Below are 25,851 nucleotides of genomic sequence, written 5' to 3' on the forward strand. Positions count from 1 at the left end.
GTCGATTGTGGGCTGTAACGGAGGTCTCGGTGGGGACCGGCGTCGGGCCGGGGGTCAGTGCCGTGGGTCGTGGTCGGCGGGAACCGCCTCGTGCCGCCCCGTGGCGGTGGACCCCGGGTGACGGGTGGACATCTGACCCTCCTTGCGACCGGTCATGGCCTTGATCGCGGTGATGACCAGAACCACCACGGCGCCCCAGATCAGGCCCAGGACGGCGGAGAAGAAGGTGTTGACCACCCAGGCCACCGCCCCGGAGAGGAACGGAACCGCATGGGCGGCGGCTTCCTCCGCGTGGTGGACGAATTCGTAGAGCGGGTGCCAGCCGAGTTCATCGAGGCCGACCAGGATGATGTGCCCGCCGACCCACAGCATGGCGACGGTGCCCACCACGGAGATCACCTGCAGGATCTTGGGCATGGCCGCGACCAGCAGACGCCCGAACTTCTGGGCACCGGCGGAGTCCTTGCCGGCCAACTTGAGTCCGACGTCGTCCATGCGGATCAGGGCCGCCACCGCGCCGTAGACCAGAGCGGTGATGGCGATGGCCACCACGATCAGGATGAGAAGGCGATTGAAGAAGGCCTCACTGGCGACCTCGTTCAAGGAAATCACCATGATCTCCGCGGAGAGGATCAGGTCCGTGCGAATCGCGCCGGAGACCATCTTGTCCTCGGGAGACTTGCCGCCGTCCTCGCCGTCGCCCTTGCTCTCATTCTGGCCCTCGTGAGTTTCGACGACGGATTCGATGTGGCTGTCGTGCCCGGAGATCGCGCCCCAGATCTTCTCGGCGCCTTCGAAGCACAGGTAGGTGCCACCCAGCATGAGGATGGGCGTGAGCGCCCACGGCGCGAACTGGCTCAGCAGCAGGGCGATCGGGAGGATGATGACGAGTTTGTTGAACAGCGAGCCCTTGGCGATCCGCCAGATGATGGGCAACTCACGCTGTGGATCCACGTCCTGGACGTACTGCGGGGTCACGGCCGTGTCGTCCACGACGACGCCGGCCGCCTTCGCGCTGGCCCGCCCCGCGGCCGCGCCGATGTCGTCGATGGAGGCCGCTGAGGCTCGCGCCAGTGCTGCGACGTCGTCGAGAAGGGCGATCAGACCGCCGCTCATCGGGTGCTCACCCGTTCGAACATGCTCATGGGGTCAAGCGTAAGGCCCTCTGTGACCTCGAATTGTTAAGTCGCCTGATGATGTCGGACGCGTGACATAGTCTGGTGCGGTCACTCGAGGTCAGGAAAACCTGCCATGGGCAATCACGCCATCAGCTTCCGAGAAGTGCGGAAGACCTACCCGGACGGCACCACCGCCGTCGACGATCTCACCCTGGACGTTCCGGAAGGGTCGTTGACAGTTTTCGTGGGCCCGTCGGGCTGCGGCAAGACGACCTCCCTGCGCATGATCAATCGCATGGTGGAGCCGACGGCCGGCACTGTGGAGGTCAACGGACAGGACGTTTCGACCGTTCCGGAAGCGCAGCTACGGCGCTCCATGGGTTACGTCATGCAGGCCTCGGGGCTGCTGCCGCACCGCACGGTGGTGGAGAACATTTCGACCGTGCCCCGGCTCCTGGGCCAGTCCAAACGCGCCGCACGGGAGCGGGCGGAGGAACTGTTGGAGACCATCGGGCTCGACCGTGGGCTGGGGGGTAGGTATCCCTCTCAGCTCTCGGGTGGACAGCAGCAGCGCGTGGGCGTGGCGCGCGCGCTCGCCGCGGATCCGCCCGTCCTGCTCATGGACGAACCGTTCTCCGCGGTGGACCCCGTGGTTCGCGCGGACCTGCAGCGTGAACTGCTCGATCTCAAGCAGCGCCTCAACAAGACCATCGTCTTCGTGACCCATGACATGGACGAGGCCGTTCTGCTGGGCGACCGGGTGGCGGTCTTTGCGCGGGGTGGGCGGTTGGCGCAGTACGCGTCCCCCGAGAAGATCCTGCGCGAACCCGCGGACCAGTTCGTCTCCGACTTCGTGGGCCGGGACCGTGGCTTCCGGGCGCTGTCCTTCGACACGCACGACATCCCCCTGTCCGGCGTCCTGACCGTTGACGGACAGGGCCACACGGCGGAAGTCGGCGGACCAGCGGGCGTGACCGACTGGGTGCTGGAGGTGAACTCCGCCGGGCAGCCCGTCGGCTGGGTCACCAGCACGCAGTCCGCAGAGATCACGGACCAGGCCCATCGCGTGGGTGGCTCCTTGCACCACCCGGGCGGTTCGCTCCGTTCGGCGCTCGACGCGGCTCTCTCGTCGCCGTCGGGATTGGCCGTGGCGGTCGACGACGACGGGCGGTTGCTCGGCGTTCTGCGGCCCCAGGACGTTCTGGAGGCCATCGACAAGGTGCGGGAGTCACGGCAATGACCTGGCTTCCGGAGAACCTGGACCTGCTCCTGCGTCTGACCGGGACCCATCTGTTCCAGTCGGTCCTTCCCGTGGTCCTGGGCCTGTTGATCTCCGTCCCGCTGGCCCGCATGGCTTCGGGTTCCCGGTGGCTGCGCCCCGTGACCATCAACGGCGCGGCGCTGCTCTACACGATTCCTTCGCTCACCCTGTTCGTGGTGCTGCCGGTGATCCTGGGGACCCGGATCACCTCGATCACCAACGTGATCGTGGCGCTGACCGTGTACGTGATCGCCATCCTGGTGCGCTCCTGCACGGATGCCTTCGAATCCGTGGACCCCGCCGTGCTGCAGGCGGCCACGGCCATGGGGTACACCCGCACCCAGCGGTTCTGGGCGGTCGAGCTGCCACTGGCGGTACCCGTCATGCTCGCGGGCGTGCGCACTGCGCTGGTGGCCAACATCTCCATGGTCTCCGTGGGTGCCGTGATCGGCGTCCAGTCGTTGGGAACGCTGTTCACCGACGGGCTCCGACGCAGCATCGCGGAGGAGATCCTGGTGGGCGTGGTCGTCACCGTCGTCCTGGCGGTGCTCCTGGACCAGGTCCTCCGGTTGGCCGGTCTGTTCCTGACTCGCTGGCAGCGCCCCGGTAGGGTCGACACCCGTACGCGTTTGGCCGCGACGGGGGGTGCGGCATGAACCTCTTGAGCGGAATGTGGCAATGGCTCACGGACCCCACCAACTGGACCGGCACGGGAGCCATCCCCGCGCGCATGTTGGAGCACGTGGCGTACTCGGGAGTCGTCATGCTCGTGGCCGTTCTGGTCGCGGTGCCCCTGGGCCTGCTGGTGGGGCACACGGGGCGCGGGGCCGGCGTCGTCATCGGCGTCTCTGGTGCCCTGCGGGCCCTGCCGACACTGGGTCTGCTGACCTTGTTCTCGTTGCTCATGGGTCTGGGGTTGGTCCCTCCGCTGCTGGCCCTGGTGATCCTGGCCGTCCCGCCGATCCTCACCGCCACATACGCGGGTGTCGCCGAAGTCGACCCCGCCGTCAAGGATGCCGCCAAGGCCCAGGGCATGACCCCCGGTCAGGTGCTCGGGCACGTGGAGGTTCCTTTGGCGCTGCCCGTGGCCATGGGCGGGATCCGTAACGCCGCCCTGCAGGTCATCGCGACCGCCACCGTGGCCGCCTACATCAATCTGGGCGGACTGGGCCGGTACCTGATCGACGGGTTGGCGGTCCGCGACTATTCCCGCATGCTGGGATCGGTGCTCCTGGTCGCCGTTCTCGCCCTGGCCGCCGACGCCGTGCTCGCCGCCCTCCAACGCGCCGTGAGCTCACCGGGTATTCGTACCTCCCCCACCGAAAAATGATGGAGAAATCATGACGACGACGTCACCCACCCCCGGCCCCCGTGCACCCCGGTTCTCGCGGCGCGCCCTGCTACCCGCGGCTGTTGCCGGAGTGCTCGTGTTGAGCGCCTGCGGTTCCTCCGACCCGTTGGCGGAGGACGACCAGAGCGCCGGGTCCGACGACGGTGCGGTGACCGTCGGCTCGGCGGACTTCCCCGAATCGCAGATCATCGCCGAACTGTACGCCGGTGTCCTGCGGGACGCGGGCGTGGAGGCCACCACCGAACCGGGAATCGGCGCCCGTGAGGCCTATGTGAGCGCGGTCGAGGACGGGTCGATCGACTTGGTCCCCGACTACACGGGCAACCTCCTGTTGTACGTGGACTCCGAATCCAAGGCAGCCTCCGCGGACGAGATCATGGCGGAACTGCCCGACGCGCTGCCCGAGGGCCTGACGGTTCTCGAGCCCTCCGAGGCAGAGAACAAGGACGCCATGGTGGTCACGCAGGACACCGCGGACGAGTATTCGCTGACCAGCATCTCGGACATGGCTTCCGTGTGCGGTGAACTCGTGATCGCGGGCCCGCCCGAGTTCCAGGAACGCGCCTACGGCCTGCCGGGGCTCGAGTCCAAGTACAACTGCGTGCCCGAGTCCTTCGAGCCCATCAACGACGGCGGAGGCAGCCTGACGGTGGACACCCTGACGCGGGGGGACGCGGATGTGGCGAACATCTTCACGACCACTCCCGCCATCGAGGAACAGAACCTGGTGGTTCTGGAGGACCCCGAGAACAACTTCATCGCCCAGCAGGTCATCCCGTTGGCCGCCGAGGACCGACTGCCCGAGGGAAGCGAGGACGCACTCAACGAACTGTCCTCGAAGTTGACCACCGAGGATCTGATCGAACTCAACCAGGCGGTCTCGGGCGACGGAGCCGTGAGCCCGCAGCAGGCCGCGCAGAAGTGGCTGGAGGAGAACGGGTACGACGCCGCTTGAGCGTGTCCTGTTGAGTGTGTACCGGCCGATGCGTCCGGTTACCCCCGAGCACGCCCTGACCGGGACCCATCCACAGGTTGTGGACAACTCTGTGGAGAGGATGTGGATACTTGTGGACGAGGCAGGGGTCTGCAAAAAGTAGGACTCGTCACTAAGATGGCGGCAGAACCGACCGCGGCGTGCACCACCCGATCCAGCGGAACCTTGTGCTGCAGCCGACATCACTCGACCTCGGAGTCAATGGCGATCCTGAGTCCGGTACGCATGGGGGCCTTGTGCGTCCTCACGCCGATCCCAGGGAGTCACCATCACTCAACACGTCCAGTCACACGTTCCCTCCGACCCGCTGAGTCTGGAGTACCTCCTGCCTGACACGGAATTGGGCAGCGGTGGCGGGGCACGCCGTGCTCGTCGAGGCGACGGGGCTGTGCAGGTCCAGGACCGTCCCCAGGAGCAGGATCCTGTGTTGGCGGACCTGCTGGACGTGGTCCGCGGGCGTCTCGGGGAAGTCGATCTGCGGCAACAGGCTCAGCGGGACGAGTTCCAGAGGCGCCTGGATCGCCATCTGCGGCCGCTCATCTCCATTGTCCGGGACCTCTACGGTGGCGGAGTTTCGCCCGAGGAGCTGCGTCGGGTGGCGGGAGACCTCGGGTCGCTGATCGTCCACGCCTGGGTGACCCGTTCCGATTACCTCCGCGGGGTCGATTCCGACCGGGAGAACCAGGCGCCGTGGTGGAACTCGCGCCACGCCGTCGTCGCCGCGTGTTACGCGGACCGGTGGGCGGGAGGCTTTGCCGGCGTCCGGGACCGCATTCCGTACCTGCGCGAACTGGGTGTGACGCACCTGCGGTTGCTCCCCCCGTTCCGTGCCTCCGACGCCCATGACGACGGCGGTTTCTCGGTGGCCTCCTACCGGGAGACCAACCCGAATCTGGGCAGCATCGAGGAACTGGCGGAGCTGGGCCAGGTCCTGCACGAGAACGGCATTTCCCTGATGCTCGACGTCGTGCTCTCCCGTAACGCGCCCGAGCACCCGTGGTCATTGGCTGCGGCGCGGCACAACTCCTTCTTCGAGAAGTTCTACTGGATCCAACCGGACGGCCCCACCGGCGAGGCCTCGCAACGCTCCGTGTGGGCACAGGGGCCGGCGTGGGAGCGTGTGGTCCCCGACGACCCCACCGACCGGCGTCGGGTCCGTACCTCCGAACACGCCCACCAGTGGGACCTGGACTGGACCAACCCGCGGGTCTTCGTGGCCATGGCGGGAGAGATGCTGCACGTCGCCGGACTGGGAGCGCAGGTGCTGCGCGTGGGTTCCCCGTGGCACCTGTGGCGACCCGTGGAAGGCGCCGGGGATGTGCTGTCGCGCGGGCGAACCGTGCTCCGCGCGCTGGACGTGCTGCTGCAGATCGTTGCGCCGTCCGTGGTGCTCGAATCGAACGACCCGGCCGAGTTGCAGGTCCCGGCCGGCGGCGTCCACGTCGCCGATGGACTGGACCGGTCCGCGTTGATCTGGAGCTCGATCGCCACGCGGGACGCCACGCTGCTGGCCGAACACATTCGCCGGGACAAGAACCTGGTCCGGGGCAAGGGACGTCTGCAGCCGGTCCGCAACCATGACGCCCTCCAGTGGGCCTTCCCGGACGAACTCGTGGTGGCAGCCGGGCTGAATCCCGACGCCCACCGCCGGTTCCTGGGGGAGTTCTATTCCGGGCGTTTCGAAGGGTCATTTGCGTCCAACCCCGCGGTTCCGGCCCGTTCCGGCCGGGTGGGGGCGGCCGTGTGCGGGACGTCCGCATCCCTGGCGGGAGTACGGAACGAACCCGGCCCGGGGGCGGACCGGGTGATCCTGGCCCACGCAGTGGCCTTCTCCCTGGGGGGAGTGCCGGAACTGTGGCTGGGCGACGAACTCGGTGTGCTGGACGATCCCCTGTGGTCCCTGGAGACCGGGCACGACAAGGACCCGCGGTGGGCCAACCGCCCCCGGGTGGATCAGGCCACCATCGACTCCCGCCACGACCTGTTCTCCGTCTCCGGTCGGCTGTACGGATCGATCCGGCGGCTGCTGGAGTTGCGCGGTGCCGCCCCGGAGTTCGACGGGCAGGCCGTGATCGATTTCGACACGCGCAACGAACCGGTGCTGGGATACCAGAGGCCCGGTTCGGACGGCAGTGTCCTGCTGTGCCTGGCGAACTTCTCCGACTGGACGCAGTACGTCACCGGTGAGACGTTGTCCGGATTCCAGGCCCGGGCCCTGCGGCTGCAGGACGCGGCTGAACTGGACTTGCGTGACGGTGTGTTGTTGGAGGCCCACGGGTGGGCGTGGATCCGCTGCACCCCGCGTAGGTCCTTGGATGACTGAGCCTCCGCTACTGGCGGAAGGGCCTTGACCAACCGCCCCCGTGGTCGATTGGATTGAAGGGTTGGTTCCTACAGGAAGGGAAATCTCATGGCTGAGAAGTACGTTCTGCCCGAACTCGATTACGACTACGCCGCGCTGGAGCCGCACATCTCTGCGCGCATCATGGAGTTGCACCACTCCAAGCACCACAACACCTACGTGACCGGTGCGAACACGGCGCTCGAGAAGATGGCCGAGGCCCGCGAGAACGGCGATTCCGCCGGTGCCGCCAAGCTCTCCAAGGACCTTCAGTTCAACCTGGGTGGCCACGTCAACCACTCGATCTTCTGGAAGAACATGTCCCCGGACGGTGGTGGCAAGCCCGAGGGTGAGCTGGCTTCCGCGATCGACGACGCCTTCGGCTCCTTCGACGCTTTCCAGGCACAGTTCACCGCCGTGGCCACGACCATCCAGGGTTCCGGCTGGGCGATCCTGGCCTACGAGCCGATCGGCGGGAACCTGGTCATCGAGCAGATGTACGACCAGCAGAACGGTGTTCCGCTGGCGACCATCCCGCTGCTGCAGCTGGACATGTGGGAGCACGCCTTCTACCTGGACTACCAGAACGTCAAGCCCGACTACGTCAAGGCCTGGTGGAACGTCGTCAACTGGCAGGACGTCGCCCAGCGCCTGGAGAAGGCCCGCACCGGCGCCGCTTCGATCATCTGATCGATTCTTTTCTGCCAACCGCGGCCATCGACGTTCGTCGTCGGTGGCCGCGGTTCTTTCTTGCCCCGTCCACGCGTGAAGCCCCTCATGGGCGACCCTTACAGTGGGGGTGTGTCCCGAACAGTCAACACCGGGTCGAACGGGCTCGCGCGAGTTCACAGCGGGCCGTCCCCCACTTTGCCCGCCGGGCTCAGCCTGCCCGAGGCCTTCCACTGGCTTCTGGAGGAGGGACACAAGGACCTGCTCGGGGTTTCCGAGCAACTCCTGATGGTGGACAGGGAGCCCGCCAAGGTCTTGGCCCTTTTCGGTCACCGTGAGCTGTGGGCCTGGGCGCACGACCAGACCCAGGCCGTCATGGGCTGGCAGCCGTTGCCGTTCCAGGACGGGCGGCCCGTTCGGCTGCTGTGGACGCAGTGGACAACGCTGGGTGCGATTTCGGGGGCGATCTTCGCCCTGGGCGCCCCCGACGTCGAGCAGGCCACACCCGCACAGGAACCTGCCGAGCGCCCCGGCGACATCTTCGCCGACGTTGTTCCCGGCACCAGCCCGGCCGCCACGGTGATCCGCGGGCAACTTGCCTCCTGGGTAGGAAGGCGCCTGTGCGTTCGCGTGACCGGACCCCGCGGTGTGGGGAAGGACTACGTCGCCCGCGCCTTGCTGAGCACACAGGAGCGCCTGGCGCCGGGTCGGTTGATGGACCCGTTGGTGGTGGACGACCCCAAACTCATCATCGGGGAGATCTGGTCCACCCGCGTGCGTGATGCCATCGAACGCGGGCGGCCCTTGTTCATCCGGGATCTGCACTCGGTCCCGGATCGGGACGTGCACGTCGTGTTCGAGTGGGTCACCAGGGCCGTCGCGTCCGCCACGCCCCTGGTGGTCAGTCATGCCCCCTGGGCTTCAGATTTCAGCGCTCGCCGATGGGAGCAGGTCCTCCCGGAGCAGATTCGGATCCCGGAACTCGTGAGCCGCCCGGAGGACTTGCCGGAACTGGTGCGCGCACTCGGGCACGCGACCTTCGGGCAGCGCTGTGATCTCAAGCTGACGGCCGGCGCGTTGCGCCTCCTCAGCGGCGTGCGCTGGGTGGGCAACACCGCTGAACTCGAGGCGGTGGTCATCGACGCACGACGACGCAGCGGCACGGACCGCCTGTCCGAGAACTGGATCCGGCTGCCGTCCGGGGCAACGGGCGGTGCCGGGCTGGCGGATCTGGAACGCCGTGCGGTCCAGGACGCGCTGGAGCGCACGGGCGGCAACCGCACGGCAGCGGCCGCGCTCCTGGGGATCTCCCGTTCCACACTGCACCGGCGGCTCAAGGCGCAGGGTGTGTGAACGGTGCTTTCGAAAGCGGCTCACGGTCCCGGCACGTGTGAGCCGAGACCGTGAGCACTCTCAGTGTTTGTGGTGATCCTGCGGGTATTCAGTGGTGTTCAGAACGGTCAGGCGAGAGTTGAACGGTAGGACCAAGGGGTCCTGGGTGGTGTCGTCCCAGCCGAACATGCGTCCGCTTGAGCGTTGTTCGCGGAGATCGATCAGCAGCACGGATTCGATGGTCATGACGTGCTCGGTCCAGAAGAAGATGTACAAGTCCTCGGCCACCTCGAACGTCAAGGTGCGGTCGACGTCGGCCAGCCCCTTCTCGCCACCGCGCAGGCAGTGCCACACGAAGGTCCCGGCGTTGAGATAGATGTGCTCGTACGCCTCGACGTCGCTGTAGCGGTAGTAGATCCGTTTGCCGACCAGTGCCGTCGAACGGTGGTGGAACGGTGCGTCGGTCCCCTCGATACGGGCCTGAGTGAACTCGGTGCTGCCCTTGACGGCGCTGCTCTCCAGGTGCAGCGCGGAGACCGCAACCGTGGCCGCGCCGAAGTTGCGGTCCACGATCACGGTCACGTCGCACATCTGTTGAGCTGCGCCGTGGACGAAGTCGATGATGAATATCCCGGTGCGGGCTTCAATCGCCTTGTAGGTGGCGTCCGCACTTGCGTCGTCGTCCGAACCGGTGCCGGTGGTCCAGGTGAGCGACGAGGCATCGTTGAAGGCCAGGACGAAGTGTTGATCCTGTTCCCCGTGAAGGACGATCGTGGTGCCTGCCAAGGCCGGGGACGCGGGGAGGGTTTGGTCCCCGAATCCGTCGATCATGGTGGACACGGACGGCCACTGGTCGACGGGCACGTAGTCCTGGAACGATTCGTCGGTGGTCATGACTGCTTCCTCTTCCTTGGCCGAGGCTGTGGTGGCGCTCGTTCGCCTCGGGGTGGTGCGCGGCGAGGCTTGAGGCCTTGAGTGCCCACGAGTATTCGCCTCGGGTAGCCGGGCCTGCTTGCTCCACGGCGAACAGGACCTGTCCGTGGGCGCACAAACTGTGTCGGCAGTTGTAGTTGGGTAAATGCTGGCCGCTGGCCTGCCGAGTCATCGCTTGGATCACAACGTGATTCACATGTATCAATCAAGGACTTTTCAGACCTAATCCCGCATGACCAGCGGTGAGGCATTCCCCGCGGCCGGCTGTGTCAAATTGGCACAGCCGGTCTGTGATTCGTGACACATACCGTGGCTGCATCGACGGCGCAGAACTGAAGTTTCCAAGCCTCCGCCGTCAGACGTCAGGTCCGAGGCCGAAGGTCACCGGACCAATCGACACCCCCGCAACCACGGAAGGAGTCACGGTATGAGCCCCGAGTCCACGGCAACCGACGCAGCTGCCACAGTGGATCCGCGCAGGTTGCGCAATGCGTTCGGAACCTTTGCCACGGGAGTCACCGTGGTGACCTGCAGAACCCCGGACGGAACCCCCCACGGCGCCACCGTGAACGCATTCACCGCAGTCTCCCTGGATCCCCCCTTGGCGCAGGTCACGCTGATCCGCAAGAACAAGGCGGCGCAGTTCCTGGAGGACGCCCCGTTCGCAATCAACATCATGGCCGAGGAGCAGTTGGACGTCTGCCTGAATTTTGCGGGCAAGCCGATGTCCTCGCCCGTGCAGTGGCGCCCCGACGGCCCCGAGTGCGTACCTGTTCTGGATGGCAACGCCGCCACCATCGAGTGCCGCCCCTGGAAGATCTACGACGGCGGAGATCACGTGATCGTGATCGGTGAAGTCGTCGACGTGGAGCTCACCGAGCGCAAGCCCCTGGTCTTCTACAAGGGCAAGTTCCGGCAGATGGGCCCGTTCTGCGGCGGTACGCCGTGGGAAGGCTCGGCCGATGCGCCGTCGTCGGGTTGGTTCGAAGGTTCGACGTCGTTCCTCAGCCTCGACTGACCCCCGCAAGCCCCGACTGCACCCCTGAATTCACGCGAAAGGACCTGCCATGACTACAACTGCCGAGAATCCGTCCACCGACAACCAGCCCACCAAGGGTGGGGACCGTTCGATGTCCGAGCGGACCACGCCCAAGAACCCCAAGTTGCCCATGACCGGTGACGAGTACATCGAATCCCTCAAGGACGGCCGCGAGGTCTACATCCACGGCGAACGGGTCGACGACGTCACCACTCACCCGGCCTTCCGGAACTCCGTGCGCATGGTCGCCCGCCTCTACGACGGTTTCCACGGCCCGGAAACCTCCAAGGAGCTGCTGACCGACACGGACACCGGCAACGGGGGCCAGACCCACCCGTTCTTCAAGGTCCCCAAGTCGGTTGACGACCTCAAGGAGTCCCGCCGCGCGATCGAGACCTGGGCACGCATGACCTACGGCTGGTTCGGCCGCTCCCCCGACTACAAGGCCGCCTTCCTGGGCACCCTGGGTTCCATGCCGGAGTTCTACTCCCCGTACCAGGAGAACGCTCAGCGCTGGTACAAGGAGTCCCAGGAGAAGGTTCTGTACTGGAACCACGCGATCATCAACCCGCCGGTTGACCGCCACCTCCCGCCGGACGAGGTCGCGGACGTGTTCATGAAGGTCGAGAAGGAGACCGACAACGGCATCGTGGTCTCCGGCGCCAAGGTGGTTGCCACCGGCTCGGCCATCACGAACTTCAACTTCATCTCCCACTACGGGCTGCCCATCAAGAAGCCCGAGTACGCGATGATCTGCACCGTTCCCATGGACGCCCCGGGCATCAAGCTGATCTCCCGCACCTCCTACGCGCAGAACGCCGCCGTCACCGGCACTCCGTTCGACTACCCGCTGTCCTCCCGGATGGACGAGAACGACGCCGTTTTCGTGTTCGACAAGGTCGAGGTGCCGTGGGAGAACCTGTTCGCCTACGGGGACCCGGACCAGATCAACGGCTTCATGCCCAAGACCGGGTTCATCCAGCGCTTCACCTTCCAAGGCTGCATCCGCCTGGCCGTCAAGCTCGACTTCATCGCGGGCCTGTTGCTCAAGGCGTTGGAGATCGCCGGTACCCGTGACTTCCGCGGTGTGCAGGCCCGTGCCGGTGAGGTGATCGGTTGGCGAAACCTGTTCTGGGCGATCGTCGACGGCATGACCCTGAACCCGGACGAAGGCCCCAACGGGTCCGTGCTGCCCAAGATGGACTACGGCTTGGCCTACCGCATGTTCATGGCCCAGGGTTACCCGCGGATCAAGGAGATCATCGAGCAGGACGTGGCTTCCGGCCTGATCTACCTGCCCTCCGGCGCGCTGGACTTCAAGAACGCGGAGATCCGCCCCTACCTGGACAAGTACGTCCGTGGCTCCCACGGCGTGCAGGCCGTGGACCGGGTCAAGCTCATGAAGCTCCTGTGGGATTCGATCGGCTCCGAATTCGGCGGCCGCCACGAACTCTACGAGCGCAACTACTCGGGCAACCACGAGAACGTGCGCGTGGAGATGCTGATGAACGCCATGAACAACGGCGTGGTGGACTCCATGAACGGCATGGTCGAGCAGTGCATGTCCGAGTACGACCTGGACGGCTGGACCGTTCCGGACCTGTTCAACAGCGACGACGTGAACGTCTACATGAAGAAGTAACCGTTCCCGTTCGCCGACGCTGCCGAGTGCGCAGTTTGATCGCCCCTCGCCACCTGAGCAGCGATCAAACTGCGCACTCGGCGTATCTGGGCCACCGGGTGCCGGACCGGGGCGAGGTGACACACTGGTGAGTACCCGCAAGTGTGAGACAGAAAGGTGCCACCATGCCGTCATTCCTTTTCACCGCACCCCTGCCAGGTCCCGCTGAGGACATGCTGCGCCAGGCCGGCGACGTCGAGATCGGCAACGGCTTCACCGCCGAAGACCTCAAGGAAGCGGCACACAGCGGTCGCTACGACGTGCTGATCACCCAGCTCTCGGACAAGGTCACGGCCGATGTGCTCAACGGGTCCAAGCTCAAGGGTGTGGCGAATTTCGGCGTGGGCTTCAACAACATCGACGTCGAAGCGGCCACGGCCAATGGCATCTTCGTTGGCAACACCCCCGACGTTCTCTCGGACGCTTCCGCCAACGTCGCCATGCTTCTGCTCCTGGCCGCCGCCCGGCGTGCCCACGAAGGTGAGGAGTTGGTGCGCTCCGGGCAGTTCAAGGGGCTGACCCCGGAACTCCTGCTGGGCGCGGACATCACCGGAACTCGGCTCGGCATTGCGGGACTGGGGCGCATTGGTAAGGCCATGGCCCGCCGCGCGTTGGGCTTCGGCCTGGAGGTCGTGTTCGTCCAGCGGCCGCCCCGGGACCGCCCCGTGAACGACGACGAACTGGGCGATCTGGCTGGTCGCATCAAGCAGGTGTCCTGGGACGAGTTGCTGGTAACCTCGGACCACATCTCCTTGCACGTGCCGCTGACCCCGGACACCACCCACCTGATCGGCGCGGAGGAACTGGGCCGGATGAAGTCCACCGCCGTGCTGGTCAATACTGCCCGCGGGCCGGTCATCGACGAGGCGGCGTTGGTAACCGCCCTGCGTGAGGGCACGATCGCCGCAGCCGGCCTGGACGTGTACGAGAACGAGCCTGCGCTCGCGCCCGGTCTGGCCGATCTCCCGAACACCTTCCTGCTGCCGCACATCGGTTCGGCTGAGTTCGGCACCCGCGCCCGCATGGGGGAGATGTGTGCCGAGAACGCGATTGCCATGGCCAAGGGAGAGGTCCCGCCCTACCCGGTGAACCCGGAAGCGGCCCGGTAGGCGCCCGTCGTCGTACCCGCGCTGCCCGCGCACCCCGCCCGTATCGCTCACGCATCCCGTCGAAACCTCCGGAAGGACCCGAAATCCCCCGCCGATCGGGCCCTTTCGGAGGTTTCGACGTTCCCGGACCACCGCCGAAATCGTTGGCTCAAATAATCGTTGAAAAAATCAATGATTGGCTCTAGTCTTGCCCCTGTGAGGTAGCTCACGCCCTTCCTCAGGCTGCGGGCGCCTCTATCTACCGGTTTCGGGGGCCAGGGTCCCCACCCAGAGAGAGGGGAGCGGCCTTGAGCGCAGCCACCCACCATTCAGACCTGCAGGACATGTCGACCACGGAGCGGCAGAAGGAAGCCCGCCGTGTGGTCATGTCCAGCTACCTCGGCTCGACCATCGAGTTCTACGACTTCCTGCTCTACACCGCGGCTGCTGCCCTGGTGTTCCCGCAGGTGTTCTTCGCGGACATGACTCCGCTGGCGGGAACCATCGCCTCCTACCTGACCTTCGCGGCCGGGTACGTGGCTCGCCCGATCGGCGGCATGATCTTCGGGCACTTCGGTGACCGCCTGGGCCGCAAGAAGATGCTGGTGCTCTCCATGTTCGTCATGGGTGGCGCCTCCACGTTGATCGGCCTGATCCCCGGGTCCGCGACGATCGGCATGGCGGGTGCGTTCATCCTGCTGACGCTGCGCCTGCTGCAAGGCATCGCGATCGGCGGCGAGTGGGGCGGCGCCGCCCTGATGGCCCTCGAGCATGCGTCGCCGAAGAGCCGCGGTTTCGCGGCGTCCTTCGTCAACGCCGGTGCACCCTCGGGTGCGGCCCTGGGTACGTTCGTCCTGGGCCTGTTCGCCTCCATGCCGGAGGAGCAGTTCTTCAGCTGGGGTTGGCGCATCCCGTTCCTGGCCTCCGCGCTGCTGCTGGCAGTCGGCCTGATCATCCGTCTCAAGATCAGCGAGTCCCCGATCTTCGAAGCTGCGGTTGAGCGCGACGAGGCCGCCGAGAAGCCCCGCGACATCCCCATCCTCAGCGTCATCAAGCGCCCCAAGAACCTGCTGCTGGTCATGTTCGGCGGTGCCGCGGGCTTCGCGGTGCAGACGCTGCTGGCCACCTTCACGGTTGCCTACGCGGTGGCCCACGGCGCCGAACGCCAGTCGGTGCTCTACGCCTTCGCTTGCGCGTCCGTGCTGTCGATCGGCATGGTGATCCTGGCCGGAAAGGTGTCGGACCGGATCGGGCGTCGCCCGCTCATGCTGATTGGCATGGCCCTGTTCATGGCTTTCGCCTACCCGCTGTTCGCGCTCATGCGCACCGGTGACACGTTGCTGATCTTCGTGGGCTTCACCGTGGCGTTGCTCTGCCACTCGACCATCTACGGTCCGCTGGCGGCGTTCATCTCCGAGCAGTTCGGAACCGCCGCCCGTTACACCGGTGCCTCCGTGGGCTACCAGATGGCCACGCTGCTGGGTGCGGGCTTCACGCCGACCATCCTGGCCGCGATCTACGGCGGCGACGGGAAGATCGGCCCGGTGGTGATCTACCTGATCGTGCTGACGGCCATCTCCGGCCTGGCGGTCCTGCTCACCAAGGAGTCCAAGGACATCGACCTGGAGACCTACGAGCACTGATCCAAACCTCCCGACGACGGCGGGGTGCGCTCACCAGCGCACCCCGCCGTCGTCGTATGCCCCGCGTGAGCAGAACTTTGAACACGGAATTCGGGCCACCACCGGCAAAAAGTGGGGCGGAATCCCGGGTCAAAAGTGGGGGGGGGGGCCCCCCCAAGAAAGGGGGGCGTGGGGCCCCAAGGGTCCACGGTCACCATTCACAGTGTGGGTTGCCCACACAAAGAGGCGGGGCAGGTGGTCCGCCCACCTGCCCCGCCGTACACCTCACGCGTAGAAGCGGTTCAGGAACGTGGCCACCACGGCCGGGCGCTCCTGGCCCTCGATCTCGATGGTGCCGTCGGCCACCAGGTGCAGGCCGTTGCCCTTGACCTCCTGGACGTCCGTGATGGTCACCGTCAGGCGCACGCGGGAGCCCACGGGGACCGGTGCGGTGAAGCGGCACTTGTCCAGGCCGTAGTTGACCTTGGTGGACACGCCGGTGACGTCGAACAGCTCGGACCACATCGGGATCAGCAGCGAGAGTGTCAGGAAGCCGTGGGCGATGGTCCCGCCGAACGGACCGTCCTTGGCACGCTCGGGATCCACGTGGATGTACTGGTGATCGTCCGTGGCATCGGCGAACAGGTTGACCTGCTCCTGGGTGATCTCACGCCATTCGCTGTAGCCCAGGTTCTTGCCGATCAGGTCCTTGACCTCGTCGAAGCTCACGACGGTCTTGGCGGTGGATTCGGGGGTGGTTTCGGTCATGGTGTGTGTTCCTTTCAGACGGACAACGGCGCGGGTTCGCGCAGTCATGGAGTGATCAGGCGAACGCGGAGACCCCGGAGATGGAACGCCCGACGACGAGCGCGTTGATCTCATGGGTGCCTTCGTAGGAGTAGACCGCTTCCGCGTCGGCGTGGAAGCGGGCGACGTCGGTGGCCAGCGTGATCCCGTTGCCGCCCACCACTTCGCGGGCCAGCGCCACGGTTTCGCGCAGGTGCAGGCTGATCCACATCTTGGCCAGTGCGGAATCCTCGTCCCGGTAGATGCCCTCCTGCTGCTTCTCGGCCAGGCGGGACACCATCGACAGGGAGGCGGTCAGGTTCCCCAGCATGCGGGCCAACTTCTCCTGAACCAGCTGGAAGCTGGCCAAGGGGCGGCCGAACTGCTGGCGCTCGCGGACGTAACGCACCGCGGCCTCGTAGGCCCCGGCCTGGATACCGCAAGCGATCCATGCGACGTCGGAGCGCATCTGCCGCAGCATGGCCGCCACGTCCTTGAAGGAGTTGCAGTTCTGCAGTCGCGCAGATTCAGGAACCCGCACGTCGGAGAGGGTGATGTGGGCGTTCTGCATCATCCGCAGGGAGGTCTTGCCGTAGATCTTCTCGAGAGTCACCCCGGGCGCCTCGCGGGGCACCAGGAAGGCCTTGACCTGGGAGTCCTCGGTGTCGCGGGCGAACACGCACAGGTAGTCGGCAGTGAAGGCACCACCGATCCACCGCTTCGCGCCGTCGATCACCCACTCGTCCCCGTCGCGTCGGGCCGTGGTGGACAGCCCACCGGCAATGTCCGAACCGTGTTCGGGCTCGGTCAGGCAGAACACGCCCTTCATCTCGAAGGACTTGATCTGGGGATCCCACTCGGCGAACTGCTCCTCCGAACCACCCACACGGCAGGCGGTCCGGAACAGCCCGGCCTGAGCCGTGTAGAACGTCGCCACGGAGGCATCACACCGGGCGAGTTCGAAGATCCGGAACCCGTGGTACAGCGCCCGCGGGGTCTGGTCGGCCAGCTCCGGCGGGTGCATGAGCTCAAGGGCCTCCAACGCGGGGCCCACGGATTCCGGGAAGGTTCCCGCCTCCCAGTGCTCCGCCAGCTGCGGGTAGGCCTCCGACTCCAGGACGGCCCGCAGCCGCAGCAGCGGCGCCCGCTCGGCCTCCGTCAGCGCGTCCGCAATCCCGTACGGATCGCAGTCCGGGTACAGCTCACTCATCTTGAACCTCCTGGCTCAGCCCGCAAGCCGCACGGCCGCGGGTTCCGACGACGGACAACGCCGGGGTTCAGTTGCCCAGACCGAGCAGCCTGACCGCGTTGTCCTTGAGGATCTTGGGCCGGACCTCGTCCTTGAAGTCGGCCTCCTGGAACGCGCCCAACCACTTCTGCGGAGTGATCAACGGATAGTCCGTACCGAAGAGCACCCGGTCCGGGAACATGCGGTTGGCCGCGTGCACCAGCGACTGCGGGAAGTACTTGGGGGACCACCCGGAGAGGTCGATCCACACGTTGGACTTGTGGGTGGCGATCGAGTTGGCCTCTTCCTGCCACGGCACCGACGGGTGCGCCATGATGACCTGCAGTTCGGGGAAATCGGCCGCGACGGAATCCAGCAGCAGCGGGTTGGAGTACCCGAGCTTGATCCCGTAGCCACCGGGCAACCCGGCGCCCATGCCGTTCTGCCCCGTGTGGAACAGCGCGGGTACGCCCAGGTCCTGAATCGCCTCGTACAGCGGGTAGAACTGCTGGTCGGAGGGGTCGAAGCTCTGCAACGACGGGTGGAACTTGAAGCCCCGCACGCCGAACTTCTCCACCAGGACCTTGGCACGCTCCACGGCGGCCGCGCCCTGCAACGGGTCCACGGACCCGAACGGGATCAGGACGTCGTTGTTGCGCGCGGCCCCGGTGGCGATCTCCTCGATCGAGTTGGGCTCGTGCTTGAGCGCGGTGGTGGCATCCACCGTGAACACCACGGCCGCCATGTTCCATTCGCGGTAGCGTTCGGCGATCGTGTCCAACGACGGCGACCGGTCCTCCGCCTTGAAGTACTTGGAGGAGGCATCCACGAGCGGCTGGGGCAGGGACAGGTGTCCGTGCTCCGAGCACTCGATGTGCACGTGCATGTCGATCGCATCGATCTTCTGCAGGTCGATGCCTAATTCGTAGCTGTTGTCTGCCTGGGACATGGCGGGTCAGCCCTGCTTCGGCTGAAGGTCTTCGGGCAGCTGCGGCATGACTTCGCCGCACTTCTGCAGGTTGCCCTCGGTCAGGCTGTGGAAGTCCGCGGCCAGGTCGTCGTAGCTCCAGCCGCCTTCCTTGTACTCGGTCACCACCGGGGTCGGGTGGGAGAACAGCTGCAAGCGGTCGCCACCGGCGCCGATGGCCTGACCGGTGATGTCCGCGGCGTTGTCGGAGGCGAGGAAGGTGATGAGCCCGGCGACGTCGTCGCTGGTGCCGAAGCCGAGGTCGTGGCGGAAGAAGGCGGGCATGGCGTCGCCGGCTTCATCGGCCTCGACGGCCTTCTCGAAGAACGGGATGGTCTTGGTCATGGCCGTGGCCGCCACGGGAATCACCGCGTTGACGGTGACGCCCGCCTTCTTCATCTCGAGCGCCCAGGTGCGCACCATGCCCACGATCCCGGCCTTGGCGGCGGCGTAGTTGGTCTGCCCGAAGTTGCCGTACTGCCCGGTCGGGGAGCCGATCGTGATGATGCGGCCGGCCACGCCGTTCTCCTTGAAGTAGCGGTACGCCTCACGGACACAGGTGAACGTGCCGCGCAGGTGGACCTGGATGACCAGGTCGAAGTCCTCGTCGGTCATCTTCAGCAGCGACTTGTCCCGCAGGATGCCCGCGTTGTTGACCAGGATGTCCAGGCCGCCGAACGCGTCAACGGCCCCCTTGACCAGGGCCTCGGCGGTCTCCGTGCTCCCCACGGGAGCGACGACGGCGGTGGCCTTGCCTCCGGCGTCGACGATCGAGGCGACAGCTGCATCGGCGGTGGCCTGATCGACGTCGTTGATGACCACGGCGGCGCCGCGGCGGGCGAGCTCCTGTGCGTAGGCCAGTCCCAGGCCCTGACCCGAGCCGGTGACGACGGCGACCTTGCCGGCCAGGGGGGTGGAGGTCGGGGCCGATGTTGCTGCGGAAGTCTCGGTCATGGTGCGCGCTCCTTTGCGGCTTGCTGCTGCGGGGATCGGCCGCAGCGGGAACTCGATCGGGCGACCGTGACGCGCGCCACGATCTCTGCCTTCATCTCAGTCGAAACCGTTGAAAATGTCAACGATTAGGGCAAGGGTGCCGTGGGGGAGAATGGAGAACCCCGGGCGTTGAAGGTGCGAGGCCTCGGGGTCGAGATGTCTGAACGGAGGAGCGATGGTGGCGGTTGATCAGGCGGTGGAGGATCTGGTGCAGCACCAGAGCGAGCGATTCGTGGACGCCCGGTTGGCGCAGGAGTCGATGTTCCTGATGAATCGCTTCGGTTCACTCGCCTCCGCGTTGACCAACGGGTACCTGCGCGACCTGGACCTCAAGGTGCGGCACTACTCGGTGCTCTCCCTGGCCAGCGAGGAACAGCCCCCCACGCAGCGCGAACTCAGCGACTTCCTGGTATTGGATCCGAGTCAGGTGGTGGCGCTCGTGGATCACCTGGAAGGTGCCGACCTGGTTCGGCGTGAACCCGATCCGCGCGATCGGCGGTCCAAGATCATCGTCCCCACGGACCGCGGCCGCGAGGTGCTGCTGCAGGCGGAGGCCCAGGTCGGGGCCGCTTCGGACCGTCTGCTGTCCAACCTGACGGAGGCCGAGCAGGCCGAATTGCAGGGACTTCTGCGCAAACTTGCCTCCCACTGACCCTGGACCTGTGACGGGTGGCACATCTAGGATCGCCAATTAGTTGAAAAGTTCAACGATTGCCGGTTGCGGTGGCGCTCCTTCGAACGCGGGGTTGGCCTCGGTGTGCCGGCGGCGGAGGAGGACGCGTGCGCAACACCGGCATCGGATCATGGTTGGACCGCCGATTGGAACGTTCCGGTTCCAAGACGGCCGTGATCGACGGCGAGAACACCCTCACCTACGTGCAACTGCACGACCAGGCAGCGCGGATCGCCTCCGCGCTGGACGCTGCGGGTGTGCGGCAGGGCGACCGGGTCGCGCTGCTGGGGGAGAACAGCGCCGAGTTCGTGACCGCCCTGTTCGGCACGGAAATGCTGGGTGCGGTGTTCGTTCCGCTCAACACCCGACTGGCCCCGGCTGAGATCGCCTTCCAGCTCGAGGATTCCGGGGCCAAGCTGCTCATTCACGACGTCGCCCTGTCGCAGCTGGCCGCGGCCGCCGTCGCGAACCTCGGTACCGACCTGCCGCGGTGGACCACGCAACCCGACCAGGACGGGACTCCGTCCCTGGGGGAACTCACCGCCGCAGTTCAGCCGTGGGCCGAGGACCGCGAAGTCGGGCTGGAAGACCTGGCCGTGATCCTCTACACGTCCGGAACCACGGGTCAGCCCAAGGGTGCGTGCCTCACGCACGGCAACTTCACCTGGAACGCCTACAACGTGCTGGTGGACTTCGACGTCGCCTCCACGGACGTCTCCCTGCAGATCTCCCCGATGTTCCACGTGGCCTCGCTGGGCATGGGGGTCCTGCCGGTGCTGCTCAAGGGCGCCACCCTGGTGGTCGAGTCCAAGTTCATCCCCGGCCGCGCGCTGGAGCTGATCGAGCAGCACGGCATCACCTGGCTGGCCGGTGTGCCCACCACGTACCAGATGCTCACGGAGGACCCCGCGTGGGAGACCACGGACATCTCCACGGTCACCAAGATGACCTGCGGGGGTTCGGCCGTGCCCATGCGCGTCATCGAGGCCTACGAGGAACGCGGTCTGCACTTCACCAACTGCTACGGCATGACAGAGACCTCACCCGGGGTCACCACGCTGCCCGCGGACCGCTCGCGCGAGAAGGCCGGGTCCTCCGGCATCTCCCAGTTCTGGACGGACTTCCGCATCGTGGACCCCATGGGGGAGACGGCACCCTCCGGGGAACCGGGCGAAATCCTGGTGGCCGGCCCCAACGTCATCAAGGAGTACTGGAAGCGACCCGACGCCGTCACCTCCTGGGAGGACGGCTGGTTCCGTACCGGGGACATGGGTTACACCGACGACGACGGCTTCCTGTACATCTCCGACCGGATCAAGGACATGATCATCTCCGGCGGTGAGAACGTTTACCCGGCCGAGGTCGAGGCCGCGATCCTGCGTATGCCCTCCATCCAGTCCGTCGCCGTGGTGGGAGTCCCGCACCAGAAATGGGGCGAGGTCCCGCACGCCGTCGTGGTGCTCCGGGACGGCGCACAGCCCATCACGGACCAGGACCTCCAGGACCACCTGGCCGACAAGCTCGCCCGCTACAAGGTGCCCAAGACGCTGACCATCGTGGAGGAACTACCCCGGACGGCTTCCGGCAAGATCCGCAAGAACCTCCTGCGCGAACGCTTCTCCTGACCCTTCACCGGAGGGCCCGGCCTTGTACGGGGCCTTCCGGGGCGGGCGGCCCGCGGTTACATTGAGGCCGTGGAGCTGGACCCGTACGTCGAGCGATTCGCCCTGACGACCTCTCGCATGATCGGCGAGAACCTGCACACCGGCGTCAGCGTCGGTGAACTGGCCGATGCCGCCGGCTACAGCCCGTTCCACTTCAGCCGCCTGTTCGCCAAGGTCTTCCGGACCTCGCCCACGCGCTACGTGAGTGCGGTCAGGTTCCATCGTGCCAAGCAACTGCTGTTGGCCCAGGACCACCCCGTGATCGACGTGTGCCACGAGGTCGGCTTCAATTCACTGGCCACCTTCTCCCGGCGCTTCCTCCAGGCCGTGGCGGTCACGCCCGGCAACCTGCGCTGCGTCGCGGACCGTCTGGGGGAGACAGAGATCCCCGCGTTCGCGCTGGGGGACCATGCGGCCGTGGCCACCGGGCGGGTGATCTTCACTCCCGAGCAACGTGCGGCCCTGCGGGACGACCTGGTGCACCGGGAGCCGCTGGTCTGGATCGGAACCTACCCGCAGCCGGTTCCACTCGGGCGGCCGGCCAGCGGAGTTCTGCGCCGGGGAGAGGGCGAGTTCTGTCTCCCGATCACGACGACGGCGCCGTGGGTGCTGGCCACCGCGTACCCCGCATCGGCGGACCCCGCGCAGCAATTGGCGGCCTCGGTGCCCACGGTCGGCATGTATCCGGGCCCCGTGCGGGTGACGCCGGGAGAGGTCAGAGGCGGGACGGACATCCACTTCCGGACCGCGCTGCCCTGGGATCACCCCGTGTTGACCGCCCTGCCCTCCCTGGCCGGGGCGCCGTCGTAACCGTCCCCTTCCCGCGGCCGTCCCCGCCGCCCCCGAAACCACGCCGAGACCTCCGTTCCGGCCCATTCCGCGGCCCGGATCGGGCCGGAACGGAGGTCTCGGCACAAGGCGGCCGTGCTCAGGAGAGCAGGATCGGACAATCACCCGGGGGCGGCACTTCGTAGGCTGAAGATGTTCACCGCAGGAGGCCGCGCAGGCGGGCCCAGAAGCGTAGGAGTGAGAACCATGTCGGCATCACCACGTCCCACCGGAGTACCCACGTGGCTGGACCTCATGGTCCAGGACGTAGAGCGCGCCAAGACGTTCTACGGCGAACTCTTCGGCTGGGAGTTCGAGGACCAGGGCGAGGACTACGGGCACTACACGATCATCCAGAAGGACGGCGTACCCGTGGGCGGCCTCATGGCAGCCATGGATCAGCAGGGCAACCCGGTCGAGGCGGATTCCGTGTGGACGCTGTACCTGGCCGTCGAGGACATCGAAAAGACGGTCGCCGACGTGCAGGCAGCCGGGGGCAAGCTGTGCATGGGCCCCATGCGGGTCCCGGGTTCGGGTCACATGGCGGTGATCAGTACGCCTTCCGGGGCTGCGGTGGGCCTGTGGCAAGCGGTCGAATTCAGCGGCTTCGAACTGCCCCTGAAACCCGGGACGGCCGTGTGGTTCGAGGCCATGACGTCGAACTTCGACGCCGACCTGGCCTTCTACCGTGACGTGTTCGGCTGGGACATCGCCTGGATGGGAGCGGAAGGCGGAACGGACGAGTTCAAGTACGTGACCAACGGGGCCGGGGAGAGTTCCGTCGCAGGCCTGTGCGACGCGCACATGTTCTTCGACGACGGCCGGTCCTACTGGCGCACGTACTTCATGGTCGAGGACACGGCAGCCGCCGTCGAGAAGCTCACGGCCGCGGGTGGCCGGGCCACTGACGGTCCGGAGGACACCGAGTTCGGGCGCATCACCACGGTCCTGGATCCGGAAGGTGCGACCTTCCAGCTGCAGCAACCGCTGTGACTCGCGCGCAGTACGTCCGCACTTGACCGGCTCCATCGGTTGCCCAGCACTTTCTGTGGCAACCGATGGGGCCGCGGTTCAGCCGCCCCGTGCCCCCACAGTCCGTCGTCAACCCGTTCAATTCCACGGACTAGGGTGGGTCGGGTGCTCGCCTGGATCGAATCCCTGCCCTTTCTGTGGGCGGTGCTGTTCTTCTGGGCGGTGGGGATCGTGCGCACGTCGATCGTGTTCGGTCTGGGGCGCGCAGCCGCCGAGGGTTCCCGCCGCAGCATGGGCTTCGTCCAACGGGTGATCGAATCCCCGGCCTACATCCGGGCTGCGGGGTTCGTGAACCGCTGGGGTGTCCTGGCGGTTCCGGCCTGCTTTCTGACCGTCGGGTTCCAGACCGCCGTCATCCTCACCACCGCGTTGACCCGTATGCCGGTGACGCGCTGGATCCCGGCGATGCTGGTCGGCACGTTCCTGTGGGGCTGTATCTACGGAACGGTCGGCATGGCCGTCGTGCAGGCCTGGCTGGCCAATCCCGTGATCACAGCCGCAGTGGTCGTGACCCTGGCGTTGGCCGGGGTGGTGGTCCACCTGGTGACCCGGGATCGGTCGAACGCCGCTCCCGAGGACACCTGATCACACACCCATTTCCTCGTACAGTCCGGCGATGCGCGTGCGTTCGTCGTTGAGGAAGGTCTCGAGTTCGGGCCCGTCGAGGTAGTTTTCGGTCCACGAGTTGCGGTCCACCGCGTTTTGCCACTCGGGGGTCTCGATGGTTTCGCGGACCAGTTCGGTCAGGTTCTCGCGTTCCTCGTCGCTGATTCCGGGAGGGGCCACGATGGCGCGCCAGTTGGCCAGGTCGACCTCGTAACCCTGCTCGGTGAGGGTGGGGATGTCCACGCCGTCCATGCGCTGGGGTGCGGCCACGCCGAGCGCCTTGAGACGCCCCGATTCGATCTGGTCCGCGACGTCCTGGTAGCCGGAGGTCGCCGCGTCCGCCGTGCCGGTGATCAGCGCCTGCGTGGCCTCGCCGCCGCCGGAGTTCGGGAGGTAGGAGGTCTTGGCGGGATCCACCTCGGCCGCCAGGGCGAATTCCGACATCACCAGTTGGTCGAACGAGCCGCCGCCCGTCCACACGATGGACCCCGGATCCTTCTGCCAGTCGGCCACGAGGTCGTCGATGGAGTCGTAGGGCGAATCAGCGGGCACGACGACGACGTCGTACTCCTCCACCACCCGTGCGATCGGGGTGACGTCGTCGTGAGAAACCGGGGAATTGAGCTGTTCCACGCCGGCCACCAGGCCGGCGCCGGTCACCATGATCGAGGACGCATCGCCCTCCATGGTCGAGATGCGACCCAGGCCGATCGTGCCGGCAGCGCCCGGAACGTTGACCACCTGCACGTTGCCCACCAGGTTGTTGGAGGTGTCCGCCTGCTGCATCTCACGCATGAACGTGTCCCAGCCGCCGCCGGGGCCGGCCGGAGCCAGGTAGGTCATGTTCGCCCTGATGTCCTCTCCCTGTTCCGCCGCCCGGACGGAGAAGGCCGTGGCCACCCCGACCACGACGACGGCGAAGATGGCCCAGATGACCAGGGGCAGAGGGCGACGCTTGCCGGTGGCGGGCTTCGTCTCGGTCGGCGTGCTCACAGTAGGTCCTCGGACTCGAACGGACGTGACAGGTCGGCGCCGTCATATGACACGGCTCACATTGGGGATCACTGTACGTGCTACCAGGCCCATCACGCACATGTGCGGCGGGCGCGCCCCCACCCAAACGTCATGCACTCTCGACCAACTCGTACGGTGTGTGCGGCATCACACTGTGGGCATGGGTGAGACACAGCAGACCAACAGTTCCTACGTGGTCGTCGGTGCCGGGACGGCGGGCTCGATCGTCGCCCGCAGACTCGTTGAGGCGGGCCACCGCGTCACGGTGTTCGAGGCGGGCAGCAACGACGACAATCCCGCGATCCACCAGGTCTCCCGGCTGGGCGAGCTGTGGCACTCCGAACAGGACTGGGACTACCGGACGGTTCCCCAGAAGAACTCGGACGACCGCGTGATCCACTGGCCCCGGGGCAGGGTGCTCGGTGGTTCCCACGCCCTGAACGCCGCGATCTGGGTCCGCGGGGCGGCCTCCGACTACGACGGTTGGGCGGCTGACGGCTGCCCCGGATGGTCCTGGGCCGAGGTCGAACCCTGGTTCAAGGCGCTCGAAACCTACACCCCCCGTTACCTTTTCCGCGGCGCCTGGATCGTCCAGGATGAGCAGGTGCCGGCCAGCCGGTCCTCGGCATGA

At 66.6% G+C, this 25,851-nt stretch carries 24 protein-coding genes; 17 read left to right on the forward strand and 7 right to left on the reverse strand.

Annotated features, from left to right (window positions below):
• Window positions 1-54: 54 nt before the first annotated feature.
• Entirely contained in the window at window positions 55-1,116 is a 1,062-nt protein-coding gene (locus GWK18_RS08245) for a DUF808 domain-containing protein (protein WP_123825850.1), read from the reverse strand.
• A 135-nt stretch (window positions 1,117-1,251) separates the two neighbouring features.
• Between GWK18_RS08245 and GWK18_RS08250 the strand changes: the two genes are divergently transcribed.
• The 7 genes from GWK18_RS08250 to GWK18_RS13455 all read left to right on the forward strand — a co-directional run bounded on the left by GWK18_RS08250 (window position 1,252) and on the right by GWK18_RS13455 (window position 9,087).
• Window positions 1,252-2,358 (forward strand): ATP-binding cassette domain-containing protein, encoded by a 1,107-nt coding sequence (locus GWK18_RS08250; protein ID WP_123825852.1) that lies wholly within the window; start codon window positions 1,252-1,254, stop codon window positions 2,356-2,358.
• Window positions 2,355-3,035, forward strand: a complete 681-nt coding sequence (locus GWK18_RS08255) for an ABC transporter permease (RefSeq protein ID WP_123825854.1) — start codon at window positions 2,355-2,357, stop codon at window positions 3,033-3,035. The genes GWK18_RS08250 and GWK18_RS08255 overlap by 4 nt, the downstream gene beginning before the upstream one ends.
• Window positions 3,032-3,709 (forward strand): ABC transporter permease, encoded by a 678-nt coding sequence (locus GWK18_RS08260; protein WP_123825856.1) that lies wholly within the window; start codon window positions 3,032-3,034, stop codon window positions 3,707-3,709. Before GWK18_RS08255 ends, GWK18_RS08260 begins: the two co-directional genes overlap by 4 nt.
• A 10-nt stretch (window positions 3,710-3,719) precedes the next feature.
• Window positions 3,720-4,685, forward strand: coding sequence for an ABC transporter substrate-binding protein (locus tag GWK18_RS08265; protein ID WP_123825858.1), 966 nt, complete (start codon window positions 3,720-3,722; stop codon window positions 4,683-4,685).
• A gap of 427 nt (window positions 4,686-5,112) precedes the next feature.
• The gene (locus GWK18_RS08270) at window positions 5,113-7,047 is read left to right on the forward strand and encodes an alpha-amylase family glycosyl hydrolase (RefSeq protein ID WP_166834521.1); all 1,935 of its coding nucleotides are present in this window, start codon (window positions 5,113-5,115) and stop codon (window positions 7,045-7,047) included.
• Between the two features lie 87 nt (window positions 7,048-7,134).
• Window positions 7,135-7,755: a superoxide dismutase gene (locus GWK18_RS08275; protein WP_123825862.1), complete on the forward strand. Its 621-nt coding sequence runs from the start codon at window positions 7,135-7,137 to the stop codon at window positions 7,753-7,755.
• 111 nt (window positions 7,756-7,866) lie between these two features.
• Window positions 7,867-9,087 carry a helix-turn-helix domain-containing protein gene (locus GWK18_RS13455; protein ID WP_166834523.1) on the forward strand — a complete coding sequence of 407 codons (1,221 nt, stop codon included), beginning with the start codon at window positions 7,867-7,869 and terminating at the stop codon, window positions 9,085-9,087.
• Window positions 9,088-9,147: 60 nt separating this feature from the next.
• On the opposite strand, the gene GWK18_RS08285 is transcribed toward GWK18_RS13455, so the two are convergent.
• Complete coding sequence (locus GWK18_RS08285) at window positions 9,148-9,960, reverse strand: MoaF C-terminal domain-containing protein (RefSeq protein ID WP_166834525.1); 813 nt, start codon at window positions 9,958-9,960, stop codon at window positions 9,148-9,150.
• A gap of 466 nt (window positions 9,961-10,426) precedes the next feature.
• Here GWK18_RS08285 and GWK18_RS08290 point away from each other — a divergent pair, with 466 nt between their 5' ends.
• The 4 genes from GWK18_RS08290 (at window position 10,427) to GWK18_RS08305 (ending at window position 15,450) form a co-directional block, all read left to right on the forward strand.
• The gene (locus GWK18_RS08290; RefSeq protein WP_166834527.1) at window positions 10,427-11,017 is read left to right on the forward strand and encodes a flavin reductase family protein; all 591 of its coding nucleotides are present in this window, start codon (window positions 10,427-10,429) and stop codon (window positions 11,015-11,017) included.
• Window positions 11,018-11,066: 49 nt separating this feature from the next.
• Window positions 11,067-12,680 (forward strand): 4-hydroxyphenylacetate 3-hydroxylase N-terminal domain-containing protein, encoded by a 1,614-nt coding sequence (locus GWK18_RS08295; RefSeq protein WP_166834529.1) that lies wholly within the window; start codon window positions 11,067-11,069, stop codon window positions 12,678-12,680.
• A 164-nt stretch (window positions 12,681-12,844) separates the two neighbouring features.
• On the forward strand, window positions 12,845-13,828 hold the full coding sequence (locus GWK18_RS08300; RefSeq protein WP_166834531.1) for a D-glycerate dehydrogenase: 984 nt from the start codon (window positions 12,845-12,847) through the stop codon (window positions 13,826-13,828).
• A 323-nt stretch (window positions 13,829-14,151) separates the two neighbouring features.
• Complete coding sequence (locus GWK18_RS08305) at window positions 14,152-15,450, forward strand: MFS transporter (RefSeq protein ID WP_166834567.1); 1,299 nt, start codon at window positions 14,152-14,154, stop codon at window positions 15,448-15,450.
• A gap of 264 nt (window positions 15,451-15,714) precedes the next feature.
• Here GWK18_RS08305 and GWK18_RS08310 read toward each other — a convergent pair whose 3' ends face one another.
• The 4 genes from GWK18_RS08310 to GWK18_RS08325 form a co-directional block, all read right to left on the reverse strand.
• Window positions 15,715-16,197, reverse strand: a complete 483-nt coding sequence (locus GWK18_RS08310; protein WP_123825872.1) for a MaoC family dehydratase — start codon at window positions 16,195-16,197, stop codon at window positions 15,715-15,717.
• 55 nt (window positions 16,198-16,252) lie between these two features.
• On the reverse strand, window positions 16,253-17,425 hold the full coding sequence (locus tag GWK18_RS08315; RefSeq protein ID WP_166834533.1) for an acyl-CoA dehydrogenase family protein: 1,173 nt from the start codon (window positions 17,423-17,425) through the stop codon (window positions 16,253-16,255).
• Between the two features lie 67 nt (window positions 17,426-17,492).
• Window positions 17,493-18,392, reverse strand: a complete 900-nt coding sequence (locus GWK18_RS08320) for an amidohydrolase family protein (RefSeq protein ID WP_166834535.1) — start codon at window positions 18,390-18,392, stop codon at window positions 17,493-17,495.
• 6 nt (window positions 18,393-18,398) lie between these two features.
• On the reverse strand, window positions 18,399-19,364 hold the full coding sequence (locus GWK18_RS08325; RefSeq protein WP_166834537.1) for an SDR family NAD(P)-dependent oxidoreductase: 966 nt from the start codon (window positions 19,362-19,364) through the stop codon (window positions 18,399-18,401).
• 217 nt (window positions 19,365-19,581) lie between these two features.
• Between GWK18_RS08325 and GWK18_RS08330 the strand changes: the two genes are divergently transcribed.
• The 5 genes from GWK18_RS08330 to GWK18_RS08350 all read left to right on the forward strand — a co-directional run bounded on the left by GWK18_RS08330 (window position 19,582) and on the right by GWK18_RS08350 (window position 24,185).
• Window positions 19,582-20,055, forward strand: a complete 474-nt coding sequence (locus GWK18_RS08330) for a MarR family transcriptional regulator (RefSeq protein WP_348535899.1) — start codon at window positions 19,582-19,584, stop codon at window positions 20,053-20,055.
• A 128-nt stretch (window positions 20,056-20,183) separates the two neighbouring features.
• Window positions 20,184-21,701: an o-succinylbenzoate--CoA ligase gene (gene menE / locus GWK18_RS08335; protein WP_166834541.1), complete on the forward strand. Its 1,518-nt coding sequence runs from the start codon at window positions 20,184-20,186 to the stop codon at window positions 21,699-21,701.
• Window positions 21,702-21,770: 69 nt separating this feature from the next.
• Entirely contained in the window at window positions 21,771-22,550 is a 780-nt protein-coding gene (locus GWK18_RS08340; RefSeq protein ID WP_166834543.1) for a helix-turn-helix transcriptional regulator, read from the forward strand.
• Between the two features lie 225 nt (window positions 22,551-22,775).
• The gene (locus tag GWK18_RS08345; protein WP_166834545.1) at window positions 22,776-23,561 is read left to right on the forward strand and encodes a VOC family protein; all 786 of its coding nucleotides are present in this window, start codon (window positions 22,776-22,778) and stop codon (window positions 23,559-23,561) included.
• Window positions 23,562-23,705: 144 nt separating this feature from the next.
• The gene (locus GWK18_RS08350; RefSeq protein WP_166834547.1) at window positions 23,706-24,185 is read left to right on the forward strand and encodes a hypothetical protein; all 480 of its coding nucleotides are present in this window, start codon (window positions 23,706-23,708) and stop codon (window positions 24,183-24,185) included.
• Here GWK18_RS08350 and GWK18_RS08355 read toward each other — a convergent pair whose 3' ends face one another.
• On the reverse strand, window positions 24,186-25,199 hold the full coding sequence (locus tag GWK18_RS08355; protein WP_348535900.1) for a tripartite tricarboxylate transporter substrate-binding protein: 1,014 nt from the start codon (window positions 25,197-25,199) through the stop codon (window positions 24,186-24,188).
• A gap of 181 nt (window positions 25,200-25,380) precedes the next feature.
• On the opposite strand from GWK18_RS08355, the gene GWK18_RS08360 reads away from it, so the two are divergent.
• On the forward strand, window positions 25,381-25,851 hold the full coding sequence (locus GWK18_RS08360) for a GMC family oxidoreductase (RefSeq protein WP_166834549.1): 471 nt from the start codon (window positions 25,381-25,383) through the stop codon (window positions 25,849-25,851).

Origin of the sequence: Kocuria sp. JC486 (assembly GCF_011602805.1) — a bacterium.
In the GTDB taxonomy this organism is placed as follows: Bacteria; Actinomycetota; Actinomycetes; order Actinomycetales; family Micrococcaceae; genus Kocuria; species Kocuria soli.